Source organism: Streptomyces sp. NPDC041796, assembly GCF_055590785.1.
Window position 1 is genome coordinate 127,150 of the sequence record NZ_JBVJAH010000004.1, and the last position, 19,496, is coordinate 146,645.

General features: G+C 72.2%; 15 protein-coding genes. 9 read left to right on the forward strand and 6 right to left on the reverse strand.

The annotated features are described in order from the left end of the window. The first annotated feature begins 32 nt into the window (after positions 1-32). Entirely contained in the window at positions 33-797 is a 765-nt protein-coding gene (locus ACZ6C1_RS09200) for a TIGR04222 domain-containing membrane protein (RefSeq protein ID WP_469239300.1), read from the forward strand. Positions 798-1,068: 271 nt separating this feature from the next. Here ACZ6C1_RS09200 and hemQ read toward each other — a convergent pair whose 3' ends face one another. Continuing rightward, on the reverse strand, positions 1,069-1,782 hold the full coding sequence (gene hemQ, locus ACZ6C1_RS09205) for a hydrogen peroxide-dependent heme synthase (RefSeq protein ID WP_469239302.1): 714 nt from the start codon (positions 1,780-1,782) through the stop codon (positions 1,069-1,071). A 4-nt stretch (positions 1,783-1,786) separates the two neighbouring features. Next, positions 1,787-3,235 carry a protoporphyrinogen oxidase gene (gene hemG, locus ACZ6C1_RS09210; RefSeq protein ID WP_469239303.1) on the reverse strand — a complete coding sequence of 483 codons (1,449 nt, stop codon included), beginning with the start codon at positions 3,233-3,235 and terminating at the stop codon, positions 1,787-1,789. Between the two features lie 127 nt (positions 3,236-3,362). Between hemG and ACZ6C1_RS09215 the strand changes: the two genes are divergently transcribed. From ACZ6C1_RS09215 to ACZ6C1_RS09225, 3 genes are read left to right on the forward strand one after another with little or no spacing between them, the layout of a single operon-like run. Then, a complete protein-coding gene (locus ACZ6C1_RS09215; protein WP_469239305.1) occupies positions 3,363-4,259 on the forward strand; it encodes a DUF4349 domain-containing protein in 897 nt (298 codons plus the stop codon). A 9-nt stretch (positions 4,260-4,268) separates the two neighbouring features. Next, positions 4,269-5,705, forward strand: coding sequence for an FAD-dependent oxidoreductase (locus tag ACZ6C1_RS09220; protein WP_469239307.1), 1,437 nt, complete (start codon positions 4,269-4,271; stop codon positions 5,703-5,705). 33 nt (positions 5,706-5,738) lie between these two features. Then, positions 5,739-6,428: a DUF6882 domain-containing protein gene (locus tag ACZ6C1_RS09225; RefSeq protein WP_469239309.1), complete on the forward strand. Its 690-nt coding sequence runs from the start codon at positions 5,739-5,741 to the stop codon at positions 6,426-6,428. 15 nt (positions 6,429-6,443) lie between these two features. On the opposite strand, the gene hemE is transcribed toward ACZ6C1_RS09225, so the two are convergent. Beyond that, complete coding sequence (hemE, locus tag ACZ6C1_RS09230) at positions 6,444-7,508, reverse strand: uroporphyrinogen decarboxylase (RefSeq protein WP_469239311.1); 1,065 nt, start codon at positions 7,506-7,508, stop codon at positions 6,444-6,446. 91 nt (positions 7,509-7,599) lie between these two features. On the opposite strand from hemE, the gene ACZ6C1_RS09235 reads away from it, so the two are divergent. The 3 genes from ACZ6C1_RS09235 to ACZ6C1_RS09245 all read left to right on the forward strand — a co-directional run bounded on the left by ACZ6C1_RS09235 (position 7,600) and on the right by ACZ6C1_RS09245 (position 10,849). Then, on the forward strand, positions 7,600-8,274 hold the full coding sequence (locus ACZ6C1_RS09235; RefSeq protein WP_469239312.1) for a DUF3000 domain-containing protein: 675 nt from the start codon (positions 7,600-7,602) through the stop codon (positions 8,272-8,274). 538 nt (positions 8,275-8,812) lie between these two features. Continuing rightward, on the forward strand, positions 8,813-9,475 hold the full coding sequence (locus tag ACZ6C1_RS09240) for a helix-turn-helix transcriptional regulator (RefSeq protein ID WP_073755186.1): 663 nt from the start codon (positions 8,813-8,815) through the stop codon (positions 9,473-9,475). A 78-nt stretch (positions 9,476-9,553) separates the two neighbouring features. Next, the gene (locus ACZ6C1_RS09245) at positions 9,554-10,849 is read left to right on the forward strand and encodes a ribonuclease D (protein WP_469239315.1); all 1,296 of its coding nucleotides are present in this window, start codon (positions 9,554-9,556) and stop codon (positions 10,847-10,849) included. A gap of 44 nt (positions 10,850-10,893) precedes the next feature. Here ACZ6C1_RS09245 and ACZ6C1_RS09250 read toward each other — a convergent pair whose 3' ends face one another. Beyond that, positions 10,894-12,015, reverse strand: a complete 1,122-nt coding sequence (locus ACZ6C1_RS09250; protein WP_469239317.1) for an alpha/beta fold hydrolase — start codon at positions 12,013-12,015, stop codon at positions 10,894-10,896. 353 nt (positions 12,016-12,368) lie between these two features. Here ACZ6C1_RS09250 and ACZ6C1_RS09255 point away from each other — a divergent pair, with 353 nt between their 5' ends. Both ACZ6C1_RS09255 and ACZ6C1_RS09260 read left to right on the forward strand, forming a co-directional pair. Then, the gene (locus ACZ6C1_RS09255) at positions 12,369-13,583 is read left to right on the forward strand and encodes a thiolase family protein (RefSeq protein WP_469239319.1); all 1,215 of its coding nucleotides are present in this window, start codon (positions 12,369-12,371) and stop codon (positions 13,581-13,583) included. Beyond that, entirely contained in the window at positions 13,580-15,709 is a 2,130-nt protein-coding gene (locus ACZ6C1_RS09260; RefSeq protein ID WP_469239321.1) for a 3-hydroxyacyl-CoA dehydrogenase NAD-binding domain-containing protein, read from the forward strand. Before ACZ6C1_RS09255 ends, ACZ6C1_RS09260 begins: the two co-directional genes overlap by 4 nt. 208 nt (positions 15,710-15,917) lie before the next feature. On the opposite strand, the gene recQ is transcribed toward ACZ6C1_RS09260, so the two are convergent. Further along, positions 15,918-17,783, reverse strand: a complete 1,866-nt coding sequence (gene recQ, locus ACZ6C1_RS09265) for a DNA helicase RecQ (RefSeq protein ID WP_469239322.1) — start codon at positions 17,781-17,783, stop codon at positions 15,918-15,920. A 77-nt stretch (positions 17,784-17,860) separates the two neighbouring features. Further along, on the reverse strand, positions 17,861-19,372 hold the full coding sequence (locus ACZ6C1_RS09270; protein WP_469239325.1) for an amino acid permease: 1,512 nt from the start codon (positions 19,370-19,372) through the stop codon (positions 17,861-17,863). Between the last annotated feature and the right edge of the window lie 124 nt (positions 19,373-19,496).

The following is a 19,496-nucleotide window of genomic DNA, read 5'->3' on the forward strand; positions in this document are numbered from 1 at the left end:
CCACGGCCATCGTTTCGCGTAGAACTCCGGGCATGTTCTGGGTGCCCTTGCTGCTGGTGACGTGGGTCGCGGCGGCCGTCAGCTGCGCGCGGCTGTGCCTGGCCGCCGTCGAGGCCGCCCAGCCGGCGTCCCCGGCGGCGCGGGGCCGGACGGTGGACCGTGAACTGAACCTGTACGAGGCCGCGTTCCTGGCCGGCGGCCCGCAGCGCGTGACCGACCTGGCGCTGGTGTCGATGCACCGACGGCGACGGCTGTGGCTGGCGCACACCGGCTGGGCGACCGTCGTGGACCCGGACCCGGAGGGCGCGGACGACCTGGAGCGCTCCGTGATCGGCGCGATAGGGCCCGAGGGGCAGTCGCGGATAGCGGCGGTACGCGCGTCCGCGTCCGCCGCCGACGCGGTACGGGCGCTCGCGGACCGGCTGGTCGCGGCGGGGCTCGCCGTGCCCGACGCCGCCAGGTCCGCCATCGTCACCGCGCTGCGGAACGTGCGCCGTTCGACGGTCCTGACCGTCGCGCTCGCGGGAGCGGCCGTGCTGCTGCCCGCCGGACACGCGCCGGGCGTCCGTGGCATGGCCTGGTTCGCGCTCCCGCTGGTCCTCACGCTGGGCTGCCTCGTCATCGCGCGCGTCGAAATCCACCCGTACACGCGCTGGGCCTCACCCGCGGGGCAGAGCCTGCTGACGAGGGTGAGCCGGCGTGACCCGCTCGCCGCCGTCGCGATCGCCGGGGTCCACGCCCTGGACGACCCGGCGCTGCGGGCGGCGCTCACGCCGGAGCAGCGAAGGGGTCGGTGAAAGACGCGGGTGGGGGGGGGGGGGGGGGGGGGGGGGCGGGGGGAGGGGAAGGGGGGGGGGGGGGGGGGGGGGGGGGGGAAGGAGGGGGGGGGGGGGGGGGGGGGGTGCTCCTTCTCCCCCCCCCCCCCCCCCCGGAGCCGGACCCGGTGTCGCTGGAGCGGCGGGCGGAAGGGCCCGCCGTCTGATCTTCCGGGTCGGGGGGTGATGTGCGGGCGGCGGCCGTCGAGTGACACCGCGCCCGCCCGTCACCAGGTCGGTCAGGTCAGGGCCCTCAGGCGAGACCCGCGACCAGATCCGCGACCGACTTGCGCCGGCCGGTGTAGAACGGGACCTCTTCCCGTACGTGCATCCGCGCCTCGGAGGCACGGAGGTGACGCATCAGGTCCACGATCCGGTACAGCTCGTCCGCCTCGAAGGCGAGGATCCACTCGTAGTCGCCCAGCGAGAACGAGGCGACCGTGTTGGCGCGCACGTCCGGGAAGCCGCGGGCCATCTTGCCGTGGTCGGCGAGCATCCGGCGCCGGTCCTCGTCGGGCAGGAGGTACCAGTCGTAGGAGCGCACGAAGGGGTACACCGAGACGTAGTCGCGCGGCGTCTCGTCGGCGAGGAACGCCGGGATGTGCGACCGGTTGAACTCGGCGGGGCGGTGCAGCGCCATGTTGGACCACACCGGCTCCAGCGCTCGGCCGAGCCGGGTGCGGCGGAAGAGGTTGTACGCCTCCTGGAGGGCGTCCGAGGTCTCGGCGTGCCACCAGATCATCAGGTCGGCGTCGGCGCGCAGACCGGACACGTCGTACGTGCCGCGGACGGTGATGTCCTTGGCGGCGAGCTGGTCGAACAGCTCCTGGACCTCGTCGGCAAAGCCGGTCCGGTCCTCGGGCAGGACGTCGCGCAGCTTGAAGACGGACCACAGGGTGTAGCGGATGACCTCGTTGAGGTCCTTCGCCTTCTTACCGGCGTTCGGGATCTTTTCGGGCGCACTCATGGGGCTATTCTCGCTCGTTGCCCGGGGTGCCGTGCGCCGGGGTCGGCGTGGCGAGGATCTCGTCGGCCGCGCGCCACGCGCTCGCGATGGTCGCGGGGATGCCGACGCCGTCGTACACGGCTCCGCAGACGCGCAGGCCGGGCAGCTTGGCGACGGCGTCACGGATGCGGGCGACCCGGGCGAGGTGGCCGACGGGGTACTGCGGCAGGCCGCCGATCCAGCGGGTGACCTCGGTGGCGACGGGCCGTGCGGCGAGGCCGGTGGCGTCGGCCAGGTCGGTCAGGGACACGGAGACGAGGTCGGCGTCCTCGCGGTGCAGGTGGTCCTCCTCGCCGTACCGGCCGACCGAGGTGCGCAGCACGACGAGGTCCTCGGAGCCCTCGTCGGTCCACTTCCACTTCTGGGAGGAGAAGGTGGACGCCTTGATGGTGCGGCCGTCGACGGGCGGGACGAGGAAGCCGGAGCCCGCGGGCAGCATCCCCGCCACGTCCGCGCGCCGGAAGGCGAGGGTGACCAGGGCCATGGAGGCGTACTCGACGGCGGCCAGGTCCGTGGCGGCGGCCGGGGACTCGGCGGCGAGCAACTCGGAGGCGGACCAGGCGGGGGTGGCGACGATCACGGCGTCGGCGTGGCGGACGCGTTCGCCGGTACGGACGTTCCAGCCCCCGCCGGGCGCTCTGGTGAGGGCGTGGACGGGCGTGTCGGTGAGGACCTCGCCGCCCCGGGCGGTGATGGCGCCGGCCACGGCCCCGGGGAGCGTGCCGATGCCGCCCTCGATGCCGATGAAGGCGGGCCCGGTCTGCTGTTGCGCGGCCCGCTGGAGGGACCGGACGGCCTCGGTGAGCGTGGAGTGGGTGCGGGCGGCCTCGAACAGCTTGGGTACGGCGGCGCGCATCGAGATCGCGTAGGCGTCACCCGCGTACACCCCGCCGAGGAGCGGTTCGACGAGCCGGTCGACGACCTCGCGGCCGAGGCGGTCGGCGACGTAGCGGCCGACGGCGATGTCGTCGCCGAGGGCGGCGGGGTCGGCCGGGGGCAGGTCCCGCTCGTGCTCGATACGGGCGAGGCCTTCGGCGGACAGCAGCCCGGCGAGGGCGGCCGCGTCGCCGGGGACACCCATGACGTGTCCCTTGGGCATCGGCCGCAGCGCGTCCCGGGTCCAGACGGCGGCGCGGGCGGTGGCGGGCGGCTGGAGCCGGTCGCCGAGGCCGACGGCGCGGGCGAGGTCGGCCGCCTCGGGGCGGCGGGCGAGCATCGACTCGGCGCCGAGGTCGACGGGGGCGCCCGCGATCTCCCCAGCCTGCAGCTTGCCGCCGAGTCGCGTGGTGGCCTCCAGCAGGGTCACGCGCCGCCCGGCGGTGATCAGCCGGTGGGCGGCCGCGAGACCCGCGATACCGCCGCCGATGACGACGACGTGGCCGCTCCTGGATGTGTCGCCTGTGTCCGCGTTCATGTCTCCACTCTCTCAAACGCCGTTCCGAGTCCCGACCGTGACCGGTTCGTGAGCCACCGGCGGCAACCGGCCCCCTCCCCCGTTCGTCCAACCAGCACATCAGTCGCCATGGGCAACGGGGGGGATCATGCGCACGCGTCAGCACGGATTCGGGGCCGTACTACTGCTCACCGCCTCGCTCGCGCTCGCCGGGTGCGGCGCGGCGGACGAGCGCGGGGGCGCCGGGGACGAGAAGGCCGTCGGCAGCGCCGCGGCGGACTCGGGCTACACGGCGGACAAGCCGGCCGAGGGTGCCAAGGCGTCCCCGGCGCCCGAGGCACCGCCGAAGCAGCAGCAGCACGTCATCCGCACCGCCGAGCTCTCCGTCGAGGTCGAGGACGCCACCGCGGCGCTGACGAAGGCCCGTTCGGTCACCGGGGCCGCGGGCGGCCATGTCGCGAACGAGACGACCGAGCGCGTCGACGACGACCACGTGACCTCGCAGATCGTGCTGCGCGTGCCGCAGTCCGCGTACGACGCGACGCTCAAGGAGCTCGCGGGCACGGGGAAACTGCTCTCCCGCAAGGCGGAGGCCAAGGACGTCACCGACCAGGTCGTCGACGTGGAGAGCCGGATCGCCACGCAGCGGGCGAGCGTGGCACGGGTGCGGGAGCTGATGGACGAGGCGACGAGGCTCAGCGATGTGGTGGCCCTGGAAGGGCAGTTGAGCAGCCGCCAGGCGGACCTGGAGTCGCTGCTGGCGCAGCGGGCGGCGCTGAAGGACCGTACGACGATGGCGACGATCACGCTGCACCTCAGCGAGCCGGAGAAGCCGGCCGAGGAGCGGGACGACGCCGGGCCGGGCTTCGGGGACGCGCTCAGCGGCGGCTGGGAGGCGCTGGTGACGGCCGCGAAGTGGGTGGGGATCGTGCTGCTGGCGGTGGCGCCGTGGGCGGCGGTGTTCCTGGTGGGGTACGCCGGGTGGCGGTGGCTGCTGCGGCCGTGGCTGGCGAAGCGCGCGGATTCGGGGAGCGCCTCGTCGTAGCGTGTCCGCATGGGACAGGTGGGACGAGAACGACTGGTGATCATCGGTGGGGACGCGGCCGGTATGTCCGCCGCGTCGCAGGCCCGTCGGCTGAAGGACCCGGACGAGCTGGAGATCGTGGCGTTCGAGCGGGGGCACTTCAGCTCGTACTCGGCGTGCGGGATCCCGTACTGGGTCGGCGGTGACGTCGACGGGCCGGACCGGCTCATCGCGCGTACGCCCGAGGCGCACCGCTCGCGCGGCATCGATCTGCGGATGCGGACCGAGGTGACCGCACTCGACCCCGAGCGCGGGCGGGTGCGCGTCCGGGACGTGGAGTCGGGGGCCGAGGCGTGGGAGGGCTACGACAAGCTGGTGGTCGCGACCGGTGCCCGCCCGGTGCGCCCGCCGTTGCCGGGCATCGACGCGGTGGGCGTGCACGGGGTGCAGACGCTGGACGACGGGCAGGCGCTGCTGGACACGCTGAGTGCGGTGAACGGGACGGCGGGGCGGCGCGCGGTGGTCGTGGGCGCCGGGTACATCGGCGTGGAAATGGCGGAGGCGCTGCTGAAGCGCGGCTACGAGGTGACCGTCCTCAACCGGGGCGAGCAGCCCATGTCGACGCTCGACCCGGACATGGGGCGGCTGGTGCACGAGGCGATGGACGGCCTCGGCATCACCACGGTCGCCGGCGCGGAGGTCACCAAGATCCTCACCGACGGGGGTACCTCCCCGCTCGGGGGAAGCAGGGAGCTCGGGGGACGGGGCCGGGTCCGGGCGGTGGCGACGGAGGACGGCGAGTACCCGGCGGACGTCGTCGTGCTGGGCATGGGCGTGGCACCGGAGACCACGCTGGCGCGGGAGGCGGGGCTGCCGCTCGGGGAGTACGGCGGGCTGCTGACCGACCTGTCGATGCGGGTGCGCGGCCGGGAGGAGATCTGGGCGGGCGGCGACTGCGTCGAGGTGCTGGACCTGGTCTCGGGCCGCGAGCGGCACATACCGCTGGGCACGCACGCCAACAAGCACGGCCAGGTCATCGGCGCCAATGTGGCCGGCGGGTACGGCACGTTCCCCGGTGTCGTCGGTACGGCGGTCAGCAAGGTGTGTTCGCTGGAGATCGCCAGGACCGGCCTGCGCGAGAAGGACGCGGAGGCCGTGGGCCTGCGGTTCGTGGCGGTGACCGTCGAGTCGACGAGCCGGGCCGGGTACTACCCGGGGGCGGCGCCGATGACGGTCAAGATGCTCGCCGAGCGCCGCACGGGCCGGCTGCTGGGCTGCCAGATCGTGGGCCGTGAGGGCGCGGCGAAGCGGGTGGACATCGCGGCGGTCGCGCTGACGGCGGGGATGACGGTCGAGCAGATCACCGCCCTGGACCTGGGCTACGCGCCGCCGTTCTCCCCGGTGTGGGACCCGGTCCAGGTGGCGGCCCGCAAGGCGGTGGCGGCGGTCCGGGAGGCGGGTGCGTAACCCCGTCAGGGGCATGGCTTAGGGTCGGGGGCCATGATCACTTCGTTCAGTGACGCCTTCGTCCGCGCGACCGAACCCCATGCCGCCTGGGGGTGGGAGCAGCTCGAGGCGTTCACCGCGTTCATGCCCTCCGGCCCCTGGACCGCCGATCTCGGCCAGTGCCTGTACCAGCAGGGCGGCCGTGACCTGAGGATCTCCATACTCGGGACGTTCGACGAGTCCGACGGCTCGTGGCTGTGGGGCTGGGCCAACCCGGGGTTCGGCGACATGCCGGTCGTGGGTGCCTCGGCGGAGGTGCGCCGCCGTGGCGTGCGGGCCGGGGTGCCGGAGTTCACCGAGGAGGGCCTGGACCTGTCCGCTTTCCCGGACCGGCGCATGGCGGTGGAGCACCTGGCGTTCGGCGCCATGGGGGTGCTCGGTGCCGCCGGGTACCTGGGTGTGGAGGCGGCGCCCGGGACCCGGCTGTACCTGGTCCCGGACGACCCGTCGGTGCCGCGCACCGCACCGGACGCGGTCACCCTGCCGCGGGTGCTGCTGACCGGCGCGGGGCTGATCGAGGGTGCCGTGCCGCGTCAGGTGGTGGGCGGTTACTTCGCCCACCACGGCCTGCCGCAGCGCCCGTCGCCCACCGGGATCGACGCCGACCTGCCGAACGGCTCCCCGGTGGCGGTGTCGTTCGACGAGGCGGGCCGGATCGCGTCGGTGAACGTCACCGCCCTGTAGGCCCCGCGGGGGACGTCAGCGGGCGGTCCGCGTGTGGACGTACTCGACCAGACGCGTCAGGGCGTCCGGGTCGGTGGTCGGCAGGACGCCGTGGCCGAGGTTGAAGATGTGCCCCTCCAGCCCGGCGGCGGCGTCCAGGACCTCGCGGGTCTTGGTCTCGACCGCCTCGGGTGTGGAGAAGAGGACGGCCGGGTCGAGGTTGCCCTGCAGCGCCTTGCCGGGGCCGACGCGGCGGGCGGCCTCGTCCAGCGGGACGCGCCAGTCGACACCGACCACGTCGGCGCCCGCCTCGCCCATCAGGCCCAGCAGCTCGCCCGTACCGACACCGAAGTGGATACGCGGTACGCCGTACTCCTCGACCGCCCGGAACACCTTGGTGGACGCGGGCATGACCGAGCGGCGGTAGTCCGCGGGCGCGAGGGCGCCGACCCAGGAGTCGAAGAGCTGGATCGCGGAGGCGCCGGCCTCGATCTGGACCTTCAGGAAGGCGGCGGTGATGTCGGCCAGACGGTCCAGCAGGTCGGCCCACAGCTCGGGGTCGCCGTACATCAGGGCCTTGGTGTGCTCGTGGTTGCGCGACGGGCCGCCCTCGACGAGGTAGCTCGCCAGGGTGAAGGGCGCGCCCGCGAAGCCGATCAGCGGGGTGGTGCCCAGCTCGCCGGTGAGCATGCCGATCGCCTCGGTGACGTAGCGGACGTCGTCGGGCGTGAGGGCGCGCAGCCGGTCGAGGTCGGCGCGGGAGCGGATGGGCTCGGCGACGACGGGGCCGACGCCCGGCTTGATGTCGAGGTCGACGCCGATGGCCTTGAGGGGGACGACGATGTCGCTGAAGAAGATCGCGGCGTCGACCTTGTGCCGCCGTACCGGCTGGAGGGTGATCTCGGTGACCAGCTCGGGCCGCATGCACGACTCCAGCATGGGGATGCCTTCGCGGACCTTCAGGTACTCGGGCAGCGACCGTCCCGCCTGCCGCATGAACCACACGGGCGTGTGCGGCACCGGCTCGCGGCGGCACGCCTTCAGGAACGCGGAGTCGTAGGTCTTCGTCTGCTGGCCCGAAGGGCTGTCAATGGCACTCACGCCCAGAATCTTCGCATGTACGGCCAAGCGGCTGGCGTGGTGAGGGTGTCCCTCCCTGCGCGGGGCCGTCCTTCCGCCTACTCTTCCCCGCATGGCTGCGGCTCAGGGACAGTTCTCCGATCACTCCGACGACGCCGAAGGAACGAACGACAGGGAGGGTACGTCCGTCCCGCCTGCCTTCCGGCTGGCGGTCGACGGGCTGCGCGGGGCGCGGCTGCGGCCGGAGATCGAGGTGGATCCGTCCCGGCCGCCGCAGCGGCTGGCCCCGTACGCGTACGCCCTCGAGGCGGCGGTCGTGGAGGGCGACGACGACCTGGCGGACGGCCGCCTCGTGCTGCTGCACGACCCGGCGGGGCACGAGGCCTGGCAGGGCACCTTCCGCCTGGTGACGCTGGTGCGCGCGGAACTGGAGCCCGAGATGGCGGCCGACCCGCTGCTGCCGGAGGTGTCCTGGTCGTGGCTGACGGGCGCGCTGGAGGCGCGGGGCCTGTCGTACGAGGAGGCTTCGGGCACCGTCACCCGTGCGGGGTCTCACTACTTCGGTGGACTCGCGGAGCGCCGCCCGGCGACGCAGATCGAGATCCGGGCGTCCTGGACGCCGCGCGAGGGCCGGGGCGGGGTTCCGGACACGGCGGCGCACCTGGCGGCCTGGTGCGACCTGCTGTGCCAGATCGGGGGCCTGCCGCCCTCCGCCCCGGGGCCTTTGGACGCCGGTTCGGCCGCGGTCGTGTCGCTCCCCCAGCGCCGCGGGCCGCAGCACCCGTAGGGCTCCGCCCGGCGCCCCGCGGGCGGGGCGGGACGGCCGTCGCCGGCGGGTGGGGGACGGGGCCCCTCCGGGCTCACCTCCCCGAGGCCGGTCGGCCTCGGGTCTCTTTTCGGGGAGCCCTTCGGCAGCCGCCGGCCTCCGTGGGGGCGACCCTGCACGGCCCGCCCCGGCCGGACGCCGACTGCCGGCCGGACGCGGCACGGCCCGGGAGACCCCCGGCGTGGACGTCAACGCGGCGCCTCACCGCTCGGCGGGCGCGCCGTGGCGCGGTGCCGAGCGCGTAGGCTGCGCGCCCGCCGTGCGGCCGAGTGGGCGCTCCGGGGCGTGTCGGGCCGGGACGGCGGGCGCCCCGCGCGGGATGGGGCGCTCGTAGGATGATCGATCGCCCGTCCGAATTGCCCCAATTGTTACTCACTAAATCGTGATCTTCCCCTAAAGGCGGACCCCCGGGCTGCCGAAGAGGCTTGTGACCCTTCAAACACGGTTCGCCCGGCTTCTTCCCCGAGCCGGCTGTGTCCGCACCTTCCCAGGAGGCCTGGTGTCCGTTCTCCTCGAGCAGCCCGCAAGCCTGGTCGCCTACCGCCCGAACAAGCCGACGGCCATGGTCGTCGTGGCCGACCCGCGCGTCCGCTCCACCGTCACCCGCCACCTGTGGGCTCTCGGAGTGCGTGACGTCATCGAGGCGTCGTCCATCGCGGAGGCTCGTCCCCGCGTCGGCAGCCCGCGCGACATCTGCGTTGCCGACGTCCACCTGCCCGATGGCTCCGGGCTCACCCTGCTGTCCGAGACCCGTGCCGCCGGCTGGCCCAACGGGCTCGCCCTGTCGGCGGCCGACGACATCGGTGCCGTACGCAACGCGCTCGCCGGCGGCGTCAAGGGCTACGTCGTCACCGGTACGCGTACGAACATCGGTCACCCGACCCGTCCCGGCGCCGCCCCCATCGGCGCCGCGGCCGCCCGGCTGCACCGCCGTCCCCCCGGCGCCCCGAGCCACCCGGGCGGCTACCGGGAGCTCTCCGGCCGGGAGGTCGAGGTCCTCCGGCTGGTCGCCGAGGGGCAGTCGAACAAGGCCATCGGCGTATCGATGGGCCTGTCCGCGCTGACCGTCAAGAGCCACCTCGCCCGCATCGCCCGCAAGCTCGGCACCGGCGACCGGGCCGGGATGGTCGCCGTCGCACTTCGTACGGGAATCATCCACTGACCGGTTCACATCACCCCAGTGCCCGTCGACGGAACGTTCCGTCGACGGGCGCTTGCCGTTCACAGATACCCTTGACAGGTGACCGACGCCCAAGAGACCGCAGCAGAGACAGCACTGCGAACCACCGGGGGCGGCCCTCCGGACGACGGCGTCGCAGACGGCGTAGTCGAAGAGACGCCGATCCCCTTGCTCGAGCCCCGCGAGGGCATCCCGCCCGTGGTGGCCGACGAGCACGCCCTCGCCGAGGTGATCGCCGCCTTCGCGCGCGGCACCGGCCCCGTCGCCGTCGACGCCGAGCGCGCGTCGGGCTACCGCTACGGCCAGCGGGCCTACCTGGTGCAGCTCCGCCGCGAGGGGGCCGGCAGCGCCCTGATCGACCCGGTCGGCTGCCCGGACCTGTCCGGCCTGGGTGAGGCCCTGGCCGGCGCGGAGTGGATCCTGCACGCCGCCACCCAGGACCTGCCGTGCCTGCGCGAAATAGGCATGGTTCCCACGCGGCTGTTCGACACGGAGCTGGCCGGCCGCCTCGCGGGGTTCCCGCGGGTCGGCCTCGGCGCGATGGTCGAGTCGGTGCTGGGGTTCGCCCTGGAGAAGGGCCACTCCGCGGTGGACTGGTCCACCCGCCCGCTGCCCGAGCCCTGGCTCCGGTACGCCGCGCTGGACGTCGAACTGCTCGTCGACCTGCGTGACGCGCTGGAGAAGGAGCTGGACCGGCAGGGGAAGCTGGAGTGGGCGCACCAGGAGTTCGACGCCATCGCCTCCGCCCCGCCGCCCCCGCCCCGCAAGGACCCGTGGCGCCGGACGTCCGGCATGCACAAGGTCCGCCGCCGCCGGCAGATGGCGGTCGTACGGGAGCTGTGGACCGCCCGTGACCGGATCGCCCAGCGGCGTGACGTGTCGCCCGGGAAGGTGCTCAGCGACGCCGCGATCGTCGAGGCCGCCCTCGCCCTGCCGGCCACGGTGCAGGCGCTGACCGCGCTGCCCGGTTTCGGGCACCGTATGGGGCGCCGCCAGCTGGAGCAGTGGCAGGCGGCGGTGGACCGGGCGAAGGCGCTGCCGGACGCCGAGCTGCCGCAGCCGGGGCAGCCGGTGCAGGGCCCGCCCCCGCCGCGCGCCTGGGCGGACAAGGACCCGGTGGCCGCGGCGCGCCTCTCCGCCGCCCGTACGGCCGTCTCCGCGCTCGCCGAGTCGCTGAACCTGCCGCCCGAGAACCTGATCACGCCCGACACCGTGCGCCGGGTGTGCTGGGAGCCGCCCGCCGAGGTCACGGCCGGGTCGGTGGCGGGCGCGCTGGCCGGGTACGGGGCGCGGCCGTGGCAGATCGAGCAGGTCACGCCGGTGCTGGTGGCCGCGCTGACGGCGGCCAAGAACTGACACGAGCGAGCCCCCGGGCGGTGCTGCCGGGGGCTCGGGCGCGTCTACGGGGCCGGGCTGAGGTCTCCGTTCGTGTTCATCTCGAAGACGCCCTGGGTCTTGCCGTCGACCTTGAGGTGCTTGAGCCAGTGCTTCGAGAGGTTGTGCACGTTCTTGTGCTGCATCTCCCACGGCACCGAATGCCCGGCGCAGTCGAGCTTGACCATGAGCTTGTGGGAGCCCGCGACGGCGTTGTAGAGCGCGGGGACCGAGAAGTTGAGCTCCGGGTTCGGGTTCGGCGGTGACGTGTTGACCTGGGTGTCGTGCTCCCCGTACACGATGAGGACCGGCACGCTTCCGCCGAGGACGCCGCCTTGCGCCGCGGTGGTCTCGTTCCATCCCCACCGGGCGAAGTTCCTGATCCGGTTGAGGCCCTCCGGCGGCCCCCACGTGCTGCCGACGGGGTCGCTCTTCATGAGGGCGTCCCACACCACGTCTTGCATCTCGGGATCACGCTGGCCCTCGCAGAGCGCCTCGTTGCCCCAGCCCGCCCAGAACCCGCTCTTCGTGCCGAGGAAGGTCGGGAAGCCCGGCTGCGGCAGCGGGTTCGGTGGGTTCGACGTGCCCTTGGGCGGGAAGATCGGCGCCAGCAGGAACAGGCTCTCCACCTTGCCCGGGTTCTTGACCGCGTACGGTCCCATCGTGAACGCGGCGGCGGACCAGCCGATGAAGGCGACCTTCTCCACCTTGCACTCGCGGCGGACGAACTCCACGACGGTGTTCAGCTCGTCCCGGTCGCTGTTGGAGTTGGTCAGCTGGAACGGATAGTTCGGTTGACACGGGGTGAATCCGGGCGGTCTCGGCTTCAGCAGGTGCTGCTGCGCGGGGTTGACGTTGCACGGGTCGTCCATCTTGGGACGCGGGGACAGCCCGGAGCCCTGGAGGTCCATCATGAACACGTCGTAGCCGGCCTTGGCCAGCGCCTCGGCCCAGCTGTACGACTTGTGCTGGAGATCGAAGCCGGGAAGCACGGGAACGCTCCGGCCGTGGAGCATGAGGACGGGCTTGCGCGGCTCGCCCGGCGAGGAGTCCCTCCGTTCCCGTACGAAGAGCTTGACCGGGTCGCCGGCGTTCGCGGGGACGGTGGACGTGTGGGGAACCTCGTGGTCGATGGTGACGATCGCCATAGGAGTCCGTTTCTGTGTCTGGTCCGGGGCCTCATGCCCCGGCCGGACCAGCCTCGACGGGTCGCGCACCCGGCGCCACGGCACCGGGCGCGGGCTGGGCCATCCGGCGGCACGCGGGTGCCTCGACGGCCACCGGCCCGCGAGGAGCCCCGCTGGGCGCTCGCGGGGGCGGAAGCCAGGGTCACCGTGAGCGCGTCGGCGGCGTGAGACCGGTGGTCGCGGAGTGTGACGTTCACCGCTCCGGGCGGGGGGACTGTGCAGCCTGGTTACCCGCAAGTAGCATGGGCTGTGCAAGCGCGCGCTTAGCCGCGTGCCCGCAGCAGTGCCATCCCGCACCCTGGAGGAGAGCCATCGTGCCTCGTACCGTCAGGGACGTCGTCTTCGTCGACGGCGTCCGCACCCCGTTCGGCAAGGCGGGCCCGAAGGGCATCTACCACGAGACCCGCGCCGACGATCTCGTCGTGAAGGCCATCCGGGAGCTGCTGCGCCGCAACCCCGGCCTGGACCCGGCGCAGATCGACGAGGTCGCCATCGCCGCGACCACGCAGATCGGTGACCAGGGCCTGACCATCGGCCGCACCGCCGGCATCCTCGCGGGCCTGCCGCAGTCGGTGCCCGGCTACTCCATCGACCGCATGTGCGCGGGCGCGCTGACCGCCGTGACCTCGGTCGCCGGTTCCATCGCCTTCGGCGCGTACGACGCCGTCATCGCCGGTGGCGTCGAGCACATGGGCCGCCACCCCATGGGTGAGGGCGTCGACCCGAACCCGCGGTTCGTCAGCGAGAAGCTGGTCGACGAGTCCGCCCTGTTCATGGGCATGACCGCCGAGAACCTGCACGACCGCTACCCGCACATCACCAAGCAGCGCGCCGACGAGTACGCCGTGCGCTCCCAGGAGAAGGCCGCCAAGGCGTACGCCAACGGCAAGATCCAGGCCGACTTGGTGCCGATCTCGGTGCGCCGCACCAACGCCGAGGCCGGCGAGACCGGCTGGGGCCTGGTCACCGCCGACGAGCCGATGCGCCCGGGCACGACCCTGGAGTCGCTGGCGAACCTGAAGACGCCGTTCCGCGTCCACGGCAACGTCACCGCCGGTAACGCCGCGGGCCTCAACGACGGCGCCACCGCGTCGATCATCGCGTCCGAGGACTTCGCCCGCGAGAACGGCCTGCCGGTCAAGATGCGCCTCGTCTCGTACGCCTTCGCCGGCGTCGAGCCCGAGGTCATGGGCTACGGCCCGATCCCCGCGACCGAGAAGGCCCTCGCCAAGGCCGGCCTGTCGATCGAGGACATCAACCTCTTCGAGATCAACGAGGCCTTCGCCGTCCAGGTGCTGGCCTTCCTCGACCACTACGGCATCGCCGACGACGACGCGCGCGTCAACCAGTACGGCGGCGCCATCGCCTTCGGCCACCCGCTCGCCTCCTCCGGCGTACGCCTGATGACGCAGCTGGCCCGGCAGTTCGAAGAGCAGCCGGAGGTCCGTTACGGCCTCACCACCATGTGCGTCGGCTTCGGCATGGGCGCCACGGTCATCTGGGAAAACCCCCACTGGGAGGGCAAGTGAGCACCACCGCTGAGCTTCTGAAGGGTGCGGCCGAGCTGTTCCCGGACGAGGTCGTCACCACCGCCCACGTACGGCACTTCGACCTGCCCTTCGGGGCGGGCCGGTTCGCGCTGATCACGCTGGACAACGGCTTCGACCACACCAAGCCGACCACCTTCGGCCCGCAGTCCCTGGCGAACCTCAACACCGCCATCGACCAGGTCGAGAAGGAGGCGGCCGAGGGCACGATCGTCGGTGTCGGCATCACCGGCAAGCCGTTCATCTTCGCCGTCGGCGCCGACCTCAAGGGCGTCGAGCTGCTGAAGCGCCACGAGGACGCGCTCGCCATCGGTAAGGGCGGCCACGACGTCTTCAAGCGGCTGTCGTCGCTGGGCGTGCCGACCTTCGCGTACTACAACGGCGCGGCGATGGGCGGCGGTGTCGAGGTCGGTCTGCACTGTACCTACCGCACCGTGTCGGCGGCCCTGCCGGCGTTCTCGCTCCCCGAGGTCTTCCTCGGTCTGGTCCCCGGCTGGGGCGGCTGCACCATCCTGCCGAACCTGATCGGCGCCGACCGCGCGGTCTCGGTGATCATCGAGAACTCGCTCAACCAGAACAAGCAGCTCAAGGGCAAGCAGGTCTACGAGCTCGGGATCGCCGACGCGATCTTCGAGGGCGCGGACTTCCTGGAGCAGTCGCTGCTGTGGACCGCGTCCGTCCTCAAGGGCGAGATCGTCGTCGAGCGTGCCGACGTCGACCGCGGCGAGGGCTGGGACGCGGCGGTGGCCCGCGGCCGGTTCATCGCGGACTCCAAGGTGCACGGTGCGGCCCCGGCCGCGTACCGCGCCCTGGACATCATCGAGGCGGCCAAGGACGGCGACCTCCAGAAGGGCTTCGACGCCGAGGACACGGCGCTCGCCGACCTGATCATGGGTGGCGAGCTGCGGTCCGGCATCTACGCCTTCAACCTGGTCCAGAAGCGCGCCAAGCGCCCGGCCGGCGCGCCGGACAAGAGCCTGGCCCGCCCGGTCACCAAGGTCGGCGTCGTCGGCGCCGGTCTGATGGCCTCGCAGCTCGCGCTGCTGTTCCTGCGCCGCCTGGAGGTGCCGGTCGTCCTGACCGACATCGACCAGGAGCGCGTCGACAAGGGCGTGGGCTACGTCCACGGCGAGATCGAGAAGCTGCTCGGCAAGGGCCGCATCAACCAGGACAAGGCCAACCGTCTCAAGGGCCTGGTCTCCGGCGTCCTGGACAAGGCCGAGGGCTTCGCGGACGCGGACTTCATCATCGAGGCCGTGTTCGAGGAGATGAGCGTCAAGCAGAAGGTGTTCGCGGAGGTCGAGGCGGTCGCCCCGGCGCACGCGATCCTCGCCACCAACACCTCCTCGCTGTCGGTGTCGGAGATGGCCTCCAAGCTCCAGCACCCGGAGCGCGTGGTCGGCTTCCACTTCTTCAACCCGGTCGCGATCCTCCCGCTGCTGGAGATCGTGCGCGGCGAGAAGACGGACGACGCGTCGCTGGCGACCGCGTTCGGTGTCGCGAAGAAGCTGAAGAAGACGGCGGTTCTGACGAAGGACGCCCCGGCGTTCGTCGTGAACCGCATCCTCACCCGCTTCATGGGCGAGATCCAGAACGTCATCGACGAGGGCACCCCGGTCGAGACCGCGGAGAAGGCCATCGAGCCGCTCGGTCTGCCGATGTCCCCGCTGGTGCTGCTGGAGCTGGTCGGCCCGGCGATCGGTCTGCACGTCTCCGAGACCCTGAACCGTGCCTTCCCGGACCGCTTCACGGTCTCCCCGAACCTGGCCGCCGTCGTCAAGGCGGGCAAGCGCGGCTTCTACGTCTACGACTCGGGCAAGCCCGAGCTGGACCCCGAGGTCGCGGCGCTGCTGAAGCAGGGCGACACCGTCCTGACCGAGCAGCAGGTGCGGGACCGCGTCCTGGACGCGGTGGCGCAGGAGATCGGCCTGATGCTGGACGAGGGCGTCGTCGCCGAGGCGCAGGACATCGACCTCTGCCTCATCACGGGCGCCGGCTGGCCCTTCCACCTGGGCGGCATCACGCCGTACCTGGACCGCGAGGGCGTCTCGGAGCGCGTGAACGGCAAGCGTTTCCTGCCGCAGGGCGTGGCGAGCGTCCCGGCGTAACCACACACTGTGGACGGGCCGCAGGGGATGTCCCCTGCGGCCCGTCCGCCGTTTCCGGGCAGGTGGGGGCGTCCGGGGTCTGCCCCGCAGATGAGGGCCCCTGCTCGAGAAAGCCTCACCGGGAACAGGCACCGCACCGGTCCCGTTGTGCCCACCCGTCGCGCACGGAGGGACGGGTGGGCACAGCGCGGGGGGCCGGATCCTGTGGTCAGGCGTCGGCGTCGGCGAGGGCCGCGAGGATCTGCTCGCCGTACTTGGCGAGCTTGTTCTCGCCGACGCCGCTGACGCCGCCCAGGTCGGCGAGGGTCGTGGGCGGGGCGGCGGCGATCTCGCGGAGGGTGGCGTCGTGGAAGATGACGTACGCGGGGACGCCCTGTTCCTTCGCGGTCGCCGCGCGCCAGGCCCTGAGCCGTTCGAAGACCGGCAGCGCCTCCTCGGGCAGGTCGGCGACCGGGGCGCGCCTGGACGCCTTGGCCGCGCGGGCCGGGCGTTCCGCCTCACTGCGGAGCAGGACCTCGCTCCGGCCGCCGAGGACGTCGGCGGAGGTGTCGGTCAGGACGAGCGTGCCGTAGTCGCCCTCGACGGCGAGGAGGCCCTGGGCGAGGAGCTGCCGTACGACACCGCGCCACTGGGACTCGTTCAGTTCGGTGCCGATGCCGAAGACGCTCAGGGCGTCGTGGTCGAACTGGATGACCTTCGCGGTCTTGCGGCCGAGCAGGATGTCGATGATCTGGCCCGCGCCGAACTTCTGGTTCCGCTCCCGCTTGAGCCGGACGATCGTCGACAGCAGTTTCTGCGCCGCGATGGTGCCGTCCCACGACTTCGGGGGCGACAGGCAGGTGTCGCAGTTCCCGCACGCGGTGGACTCCTGGCCGAAGTACGCCAGCAGCCGCACCCGGCGGCACTCGACCGTCTCGCACAGGGCCAGCATGGCGTCGAGGTGCGCGGCGAGCCGCCTGCGGTGCTCGGCGTCGCCCTCGGAGCCGTCGATCATCTTGCGCTGCTGGACGACGTCCTGGAGCCCGTAGGCCAGCCATGCCGTCGAGGGCAGCCCGTCGCGTCCGGCGCGGCCCGTCTCCTGGTAGTAGCCCTCCACGGACTTGGGCAGGTCGAGGTGGGCGACGAAGCGTACGTCGGGCTTGTCGATGCCCATGCCGAAGGCGATCGTCGCGACGACGACGAGCCCGTCCTCGCGGAGGAACCGCGCCTGGTTCTCCGCGCGGACCCGGGCGTCGAGGCCCGCGTGGTAGGGAACGGCGTCGATACCGTTCTCCACCAGGAACGCCGCCGTCTTCTCCACGGACGCCCGTGAGAGGCAGTAGACGATGCCCGCGTCGCCCGGGTGCTCGCCCCGGATCAGCTCCAGAAGCTGCCGCTTGGGCTCGTTCTTGGGGGCGATGCGGTACTGGATGTTGGGGCGGTCGAAGCTGGCCACGAAGTGCCGGGCGCCGTCGAGGTTCAGCCGGGTGGCGATCTCGGCGTGGGTGGCGCGCGTGGCGGTCGCGGTCAGGGCGATGCGGGGCACGTCCGGCCACCGCTCGTGGAGCGTGGAGAGCTGGAGGTAGTCGGGGCGGAAGTCGTGGCCCCACTGGGCGACGCAGTGCGCCTCGTCGATGGCGAACAGCGAGATGCGGCCGCGCCCCAGCAGCTGCAGCGTGGACTCGACCCGCAGCCGCTCGGGCGCGAGGTACAGCAGGTCCAGCTCGCCGGCGGCGAACTCGGCCTCCACCAGCCGCCGCTCGTCGAGGTCCTGGGTGGAGTTGAGGAACCCGGCCCGTACCCCGAGCGCCCGCAGCGCGTCGACCTGGTCCTGCATGAGGGCGATCAGCGGCGAGACGACGACCCCGACGCCCGGTCGCACCAGCGCGGGGATCTGGTAGCACAGCGACTTGCCGCCGCCGGTCGGCATGAGGACCAGGGCGTCACCGCCGCCCACGACGTGCTCGATGATCTCCCGCTGCTCGCCGCGGAAGGAGTCGTAGCCGAAGACCTTGCCCAGCACCCGCAGGGCGTCGTCGGTCTCGTGATCCGAGTGGTCCGAGTGGTCCGCGTGGGCGTCGCCGGGGGAAGTCATCCGGCGATTCTACGAGCGGCCGCCCCGAACGGCCCAAACGGCGAACGGGGCGGCCGGCTGTCCGGTAGGCCCGCGGGCTACGGGGCCCTCGTGCCCATCGGGTACTTGTGCCCGCCCAGGCGGCTGTGGGAGCGCCCGTACAGGAAGTACACGACGATGCCGATCGCCATCCAGACGGCGAAGCGGAACCACGTCTCGTTCGGCAGGTTGAGCATCAGCCACACCGAGGCGGCCACCGAGAGGATCGGGACGAACGGCACCCAGGGGGTGCGGAACGAGCGGTGCAGGTCGGGACGGGTGCGGCGCAGGATGATCACGCCGATCGCGACGACCACGAACGCGAAGAGGGTGCCGATGTTCACCAGGGTCGCCAGCTCGTCGATGCTGGTGAAGCCGGAGACGAAGGCGATGATCACGCCGAGCAGGATGGTCGGGCGGTACGGGGTGCGGAACTTGGGGTGCGTGACCGAGAAGAAGCGGGGCAGCAGTCCGTCCCGGCTCATCGCGAAGAACACCCGGGTCTGGCCGAGGAGCAGGATGAGGCACACGGTCGTCAGGCCGACCGCCGCGCCGAAGCTGATGACACCGGCGTAGAAGGGGTGCCCGACGGATTTGAACGCGTCGGCGAGCGGCGCGCTGGTCGACAGCTCGCTGTAGTGCTGCATACCGGTCACCACCAGCGCGACGGCCACGTACAGGACGGTGCAGATGAGGAGGGAGCCAAGGATGCCGCGCGGCATGTCGCGCTGCGGCACCTTGGTCTCCTCGGCGGCGGTGGCGACGACGTCGAAGCCGATGAAGGCGAAGAAGACGACGGACGCGGCGGTGAAGATGCCCATGACGCCGAAGTTGGTCGGCTCGTATCCGAAGATCGTCGAGACCAGTGCGGCGTCCCAGCCGGAGGAGGTCTCCGGGGTCACCTTCGCGGGGATGAAGGGCGAGTAGTTGTCGCCCACGATGAAGAACAGACCCGCGATGATCACGATCATGACCACCGTCACCTTGATCGCCACGACGATCGCGGTGATGCGGGCCGACAGCTTCATGCCGACGACCAGCACCGCGGTGAGCACCAGGACCAGGACGAAGGCCAGCAGGTCGAAGGTGCCGCCCTCCACGTCGGGCCCTTGCAACCATGCGGGTAGATGCCAGTCGACGTTGTCCATCAGTGAGCGGACGTAGCCGGACCAGCCGACCGCGACGACCGCGGTGCCGAGGGCGAACTCCAGGACGAGGTCCCAGCCGATGATCCAGGCCGGCAGCTCCCCGAGGGAGGCGTACGCGAAGGTGTACGCCGATCCGGCCACGGGGACCGTGGAGGCGAACTCGGCGTAGCACAGGGCGGCCAGGGCACAGACGATGCCGGCCGCGACGAACGCCAGCGCGGTCGCCGGCCCCGCGTTCTCCTTCGCCACCTTTCCGGTCAGGACGAAAATGCCCGTGCCGATGATGACACCGACACCGAAGACCGTCAGGTCCCAGGCGGACAGGGACTTCTTGAGTGCGTGCTCGGGCTCCTCGGTGTCCTGAATCGACTGCTCGACGCTCTTCGTCCGGAACATCCCGGTGTCGCGTGACTGCTGGCCCATACTCACCGGCGTACCTCCGTAGCCATCGGCCTCTACCGCCCATGATCGAGAGAGGTGCGGGGCTGCGCCCGTCGTGAGAGGCCCTTTCACACGAAAGGACCGGCCGGAAACCCCCTGGGGTAGT

Excerpts from the sequence above, each read along its gene's own strand:
- ACZ6C1_RS09200 (WP_469239300.1), top strand. The coding sequence starts at position 33 with ATGTTCTGGGTGCCCTTGCTGCTGGTGACGTGGGTCGCGGCGGCCGTC.
- hemQ (WP_469239302.1), bottom strand. The coding sequence starts at position 1,782 with ATGAGTGCGCCCGAAAAGATCCCGAACGCCGGTAAGAAGGCGAAGGAC.
- hemG (WP_469239303.1), bottom strand. The coding sequence starts at position 3,235 with ATGAACGCGGACACAGGCGACACATCCAGGAGCGGCCACGTCGTCGTC.
- ACZ6C1_RS09235 (WP_469239312.1), top strand. The coding sequence starts at position 7,600 with ATGGCTGCGGCTCAGGGACAGTTCTCCGATCACTCCGACGACGCCGAA.
- ACZ6C1_RS09225 (WP_469239309.1), top strand. The coding sequence starts at position 5,739 with ATGATCACTTCGTTCAGTGACGCCTTCGTCCGCGCGACCGAACCCCAT.
- ACZ6C1_RS09220 (WP_469239307.1), top strand. The coding sequence starts at position 4,269 with ATGGGACAGGTGGGACGAGAACGACTGGTGATCATCGGTGGGGACGCG.
- ACZ6C1_RS09215 (WP_469239305.1), top strand. The coding sequence starts at position 3,363 with ATGCGCACGCGTCAGCACGGATTCGGGGCCGTACTACTGCTCACCGCC.
- recQ (WP_469239322.1), bottom strand. The coding sequence starts at position 17,783 with ATGACTTCCCCCGGCGACGCCCACGCGGACCACTCGGACCACTCGGAT.
- ACZ6C1_RS09270 (WP_469239325.1), bottom strand. The coding sequence starts at position 19,372 with ATGGGCCAGCAGTCACGCGACACCGGGATGTTCCGGACGAAGAGCGTC.
- ACZ6C1_RS09250 (WP_469239317.1), bottom strand. The coding sequence starts at position 12,015 with ATGGCGATCGTCACCATCGACCACGAGGTTCCCCACACGTCCACCGTC.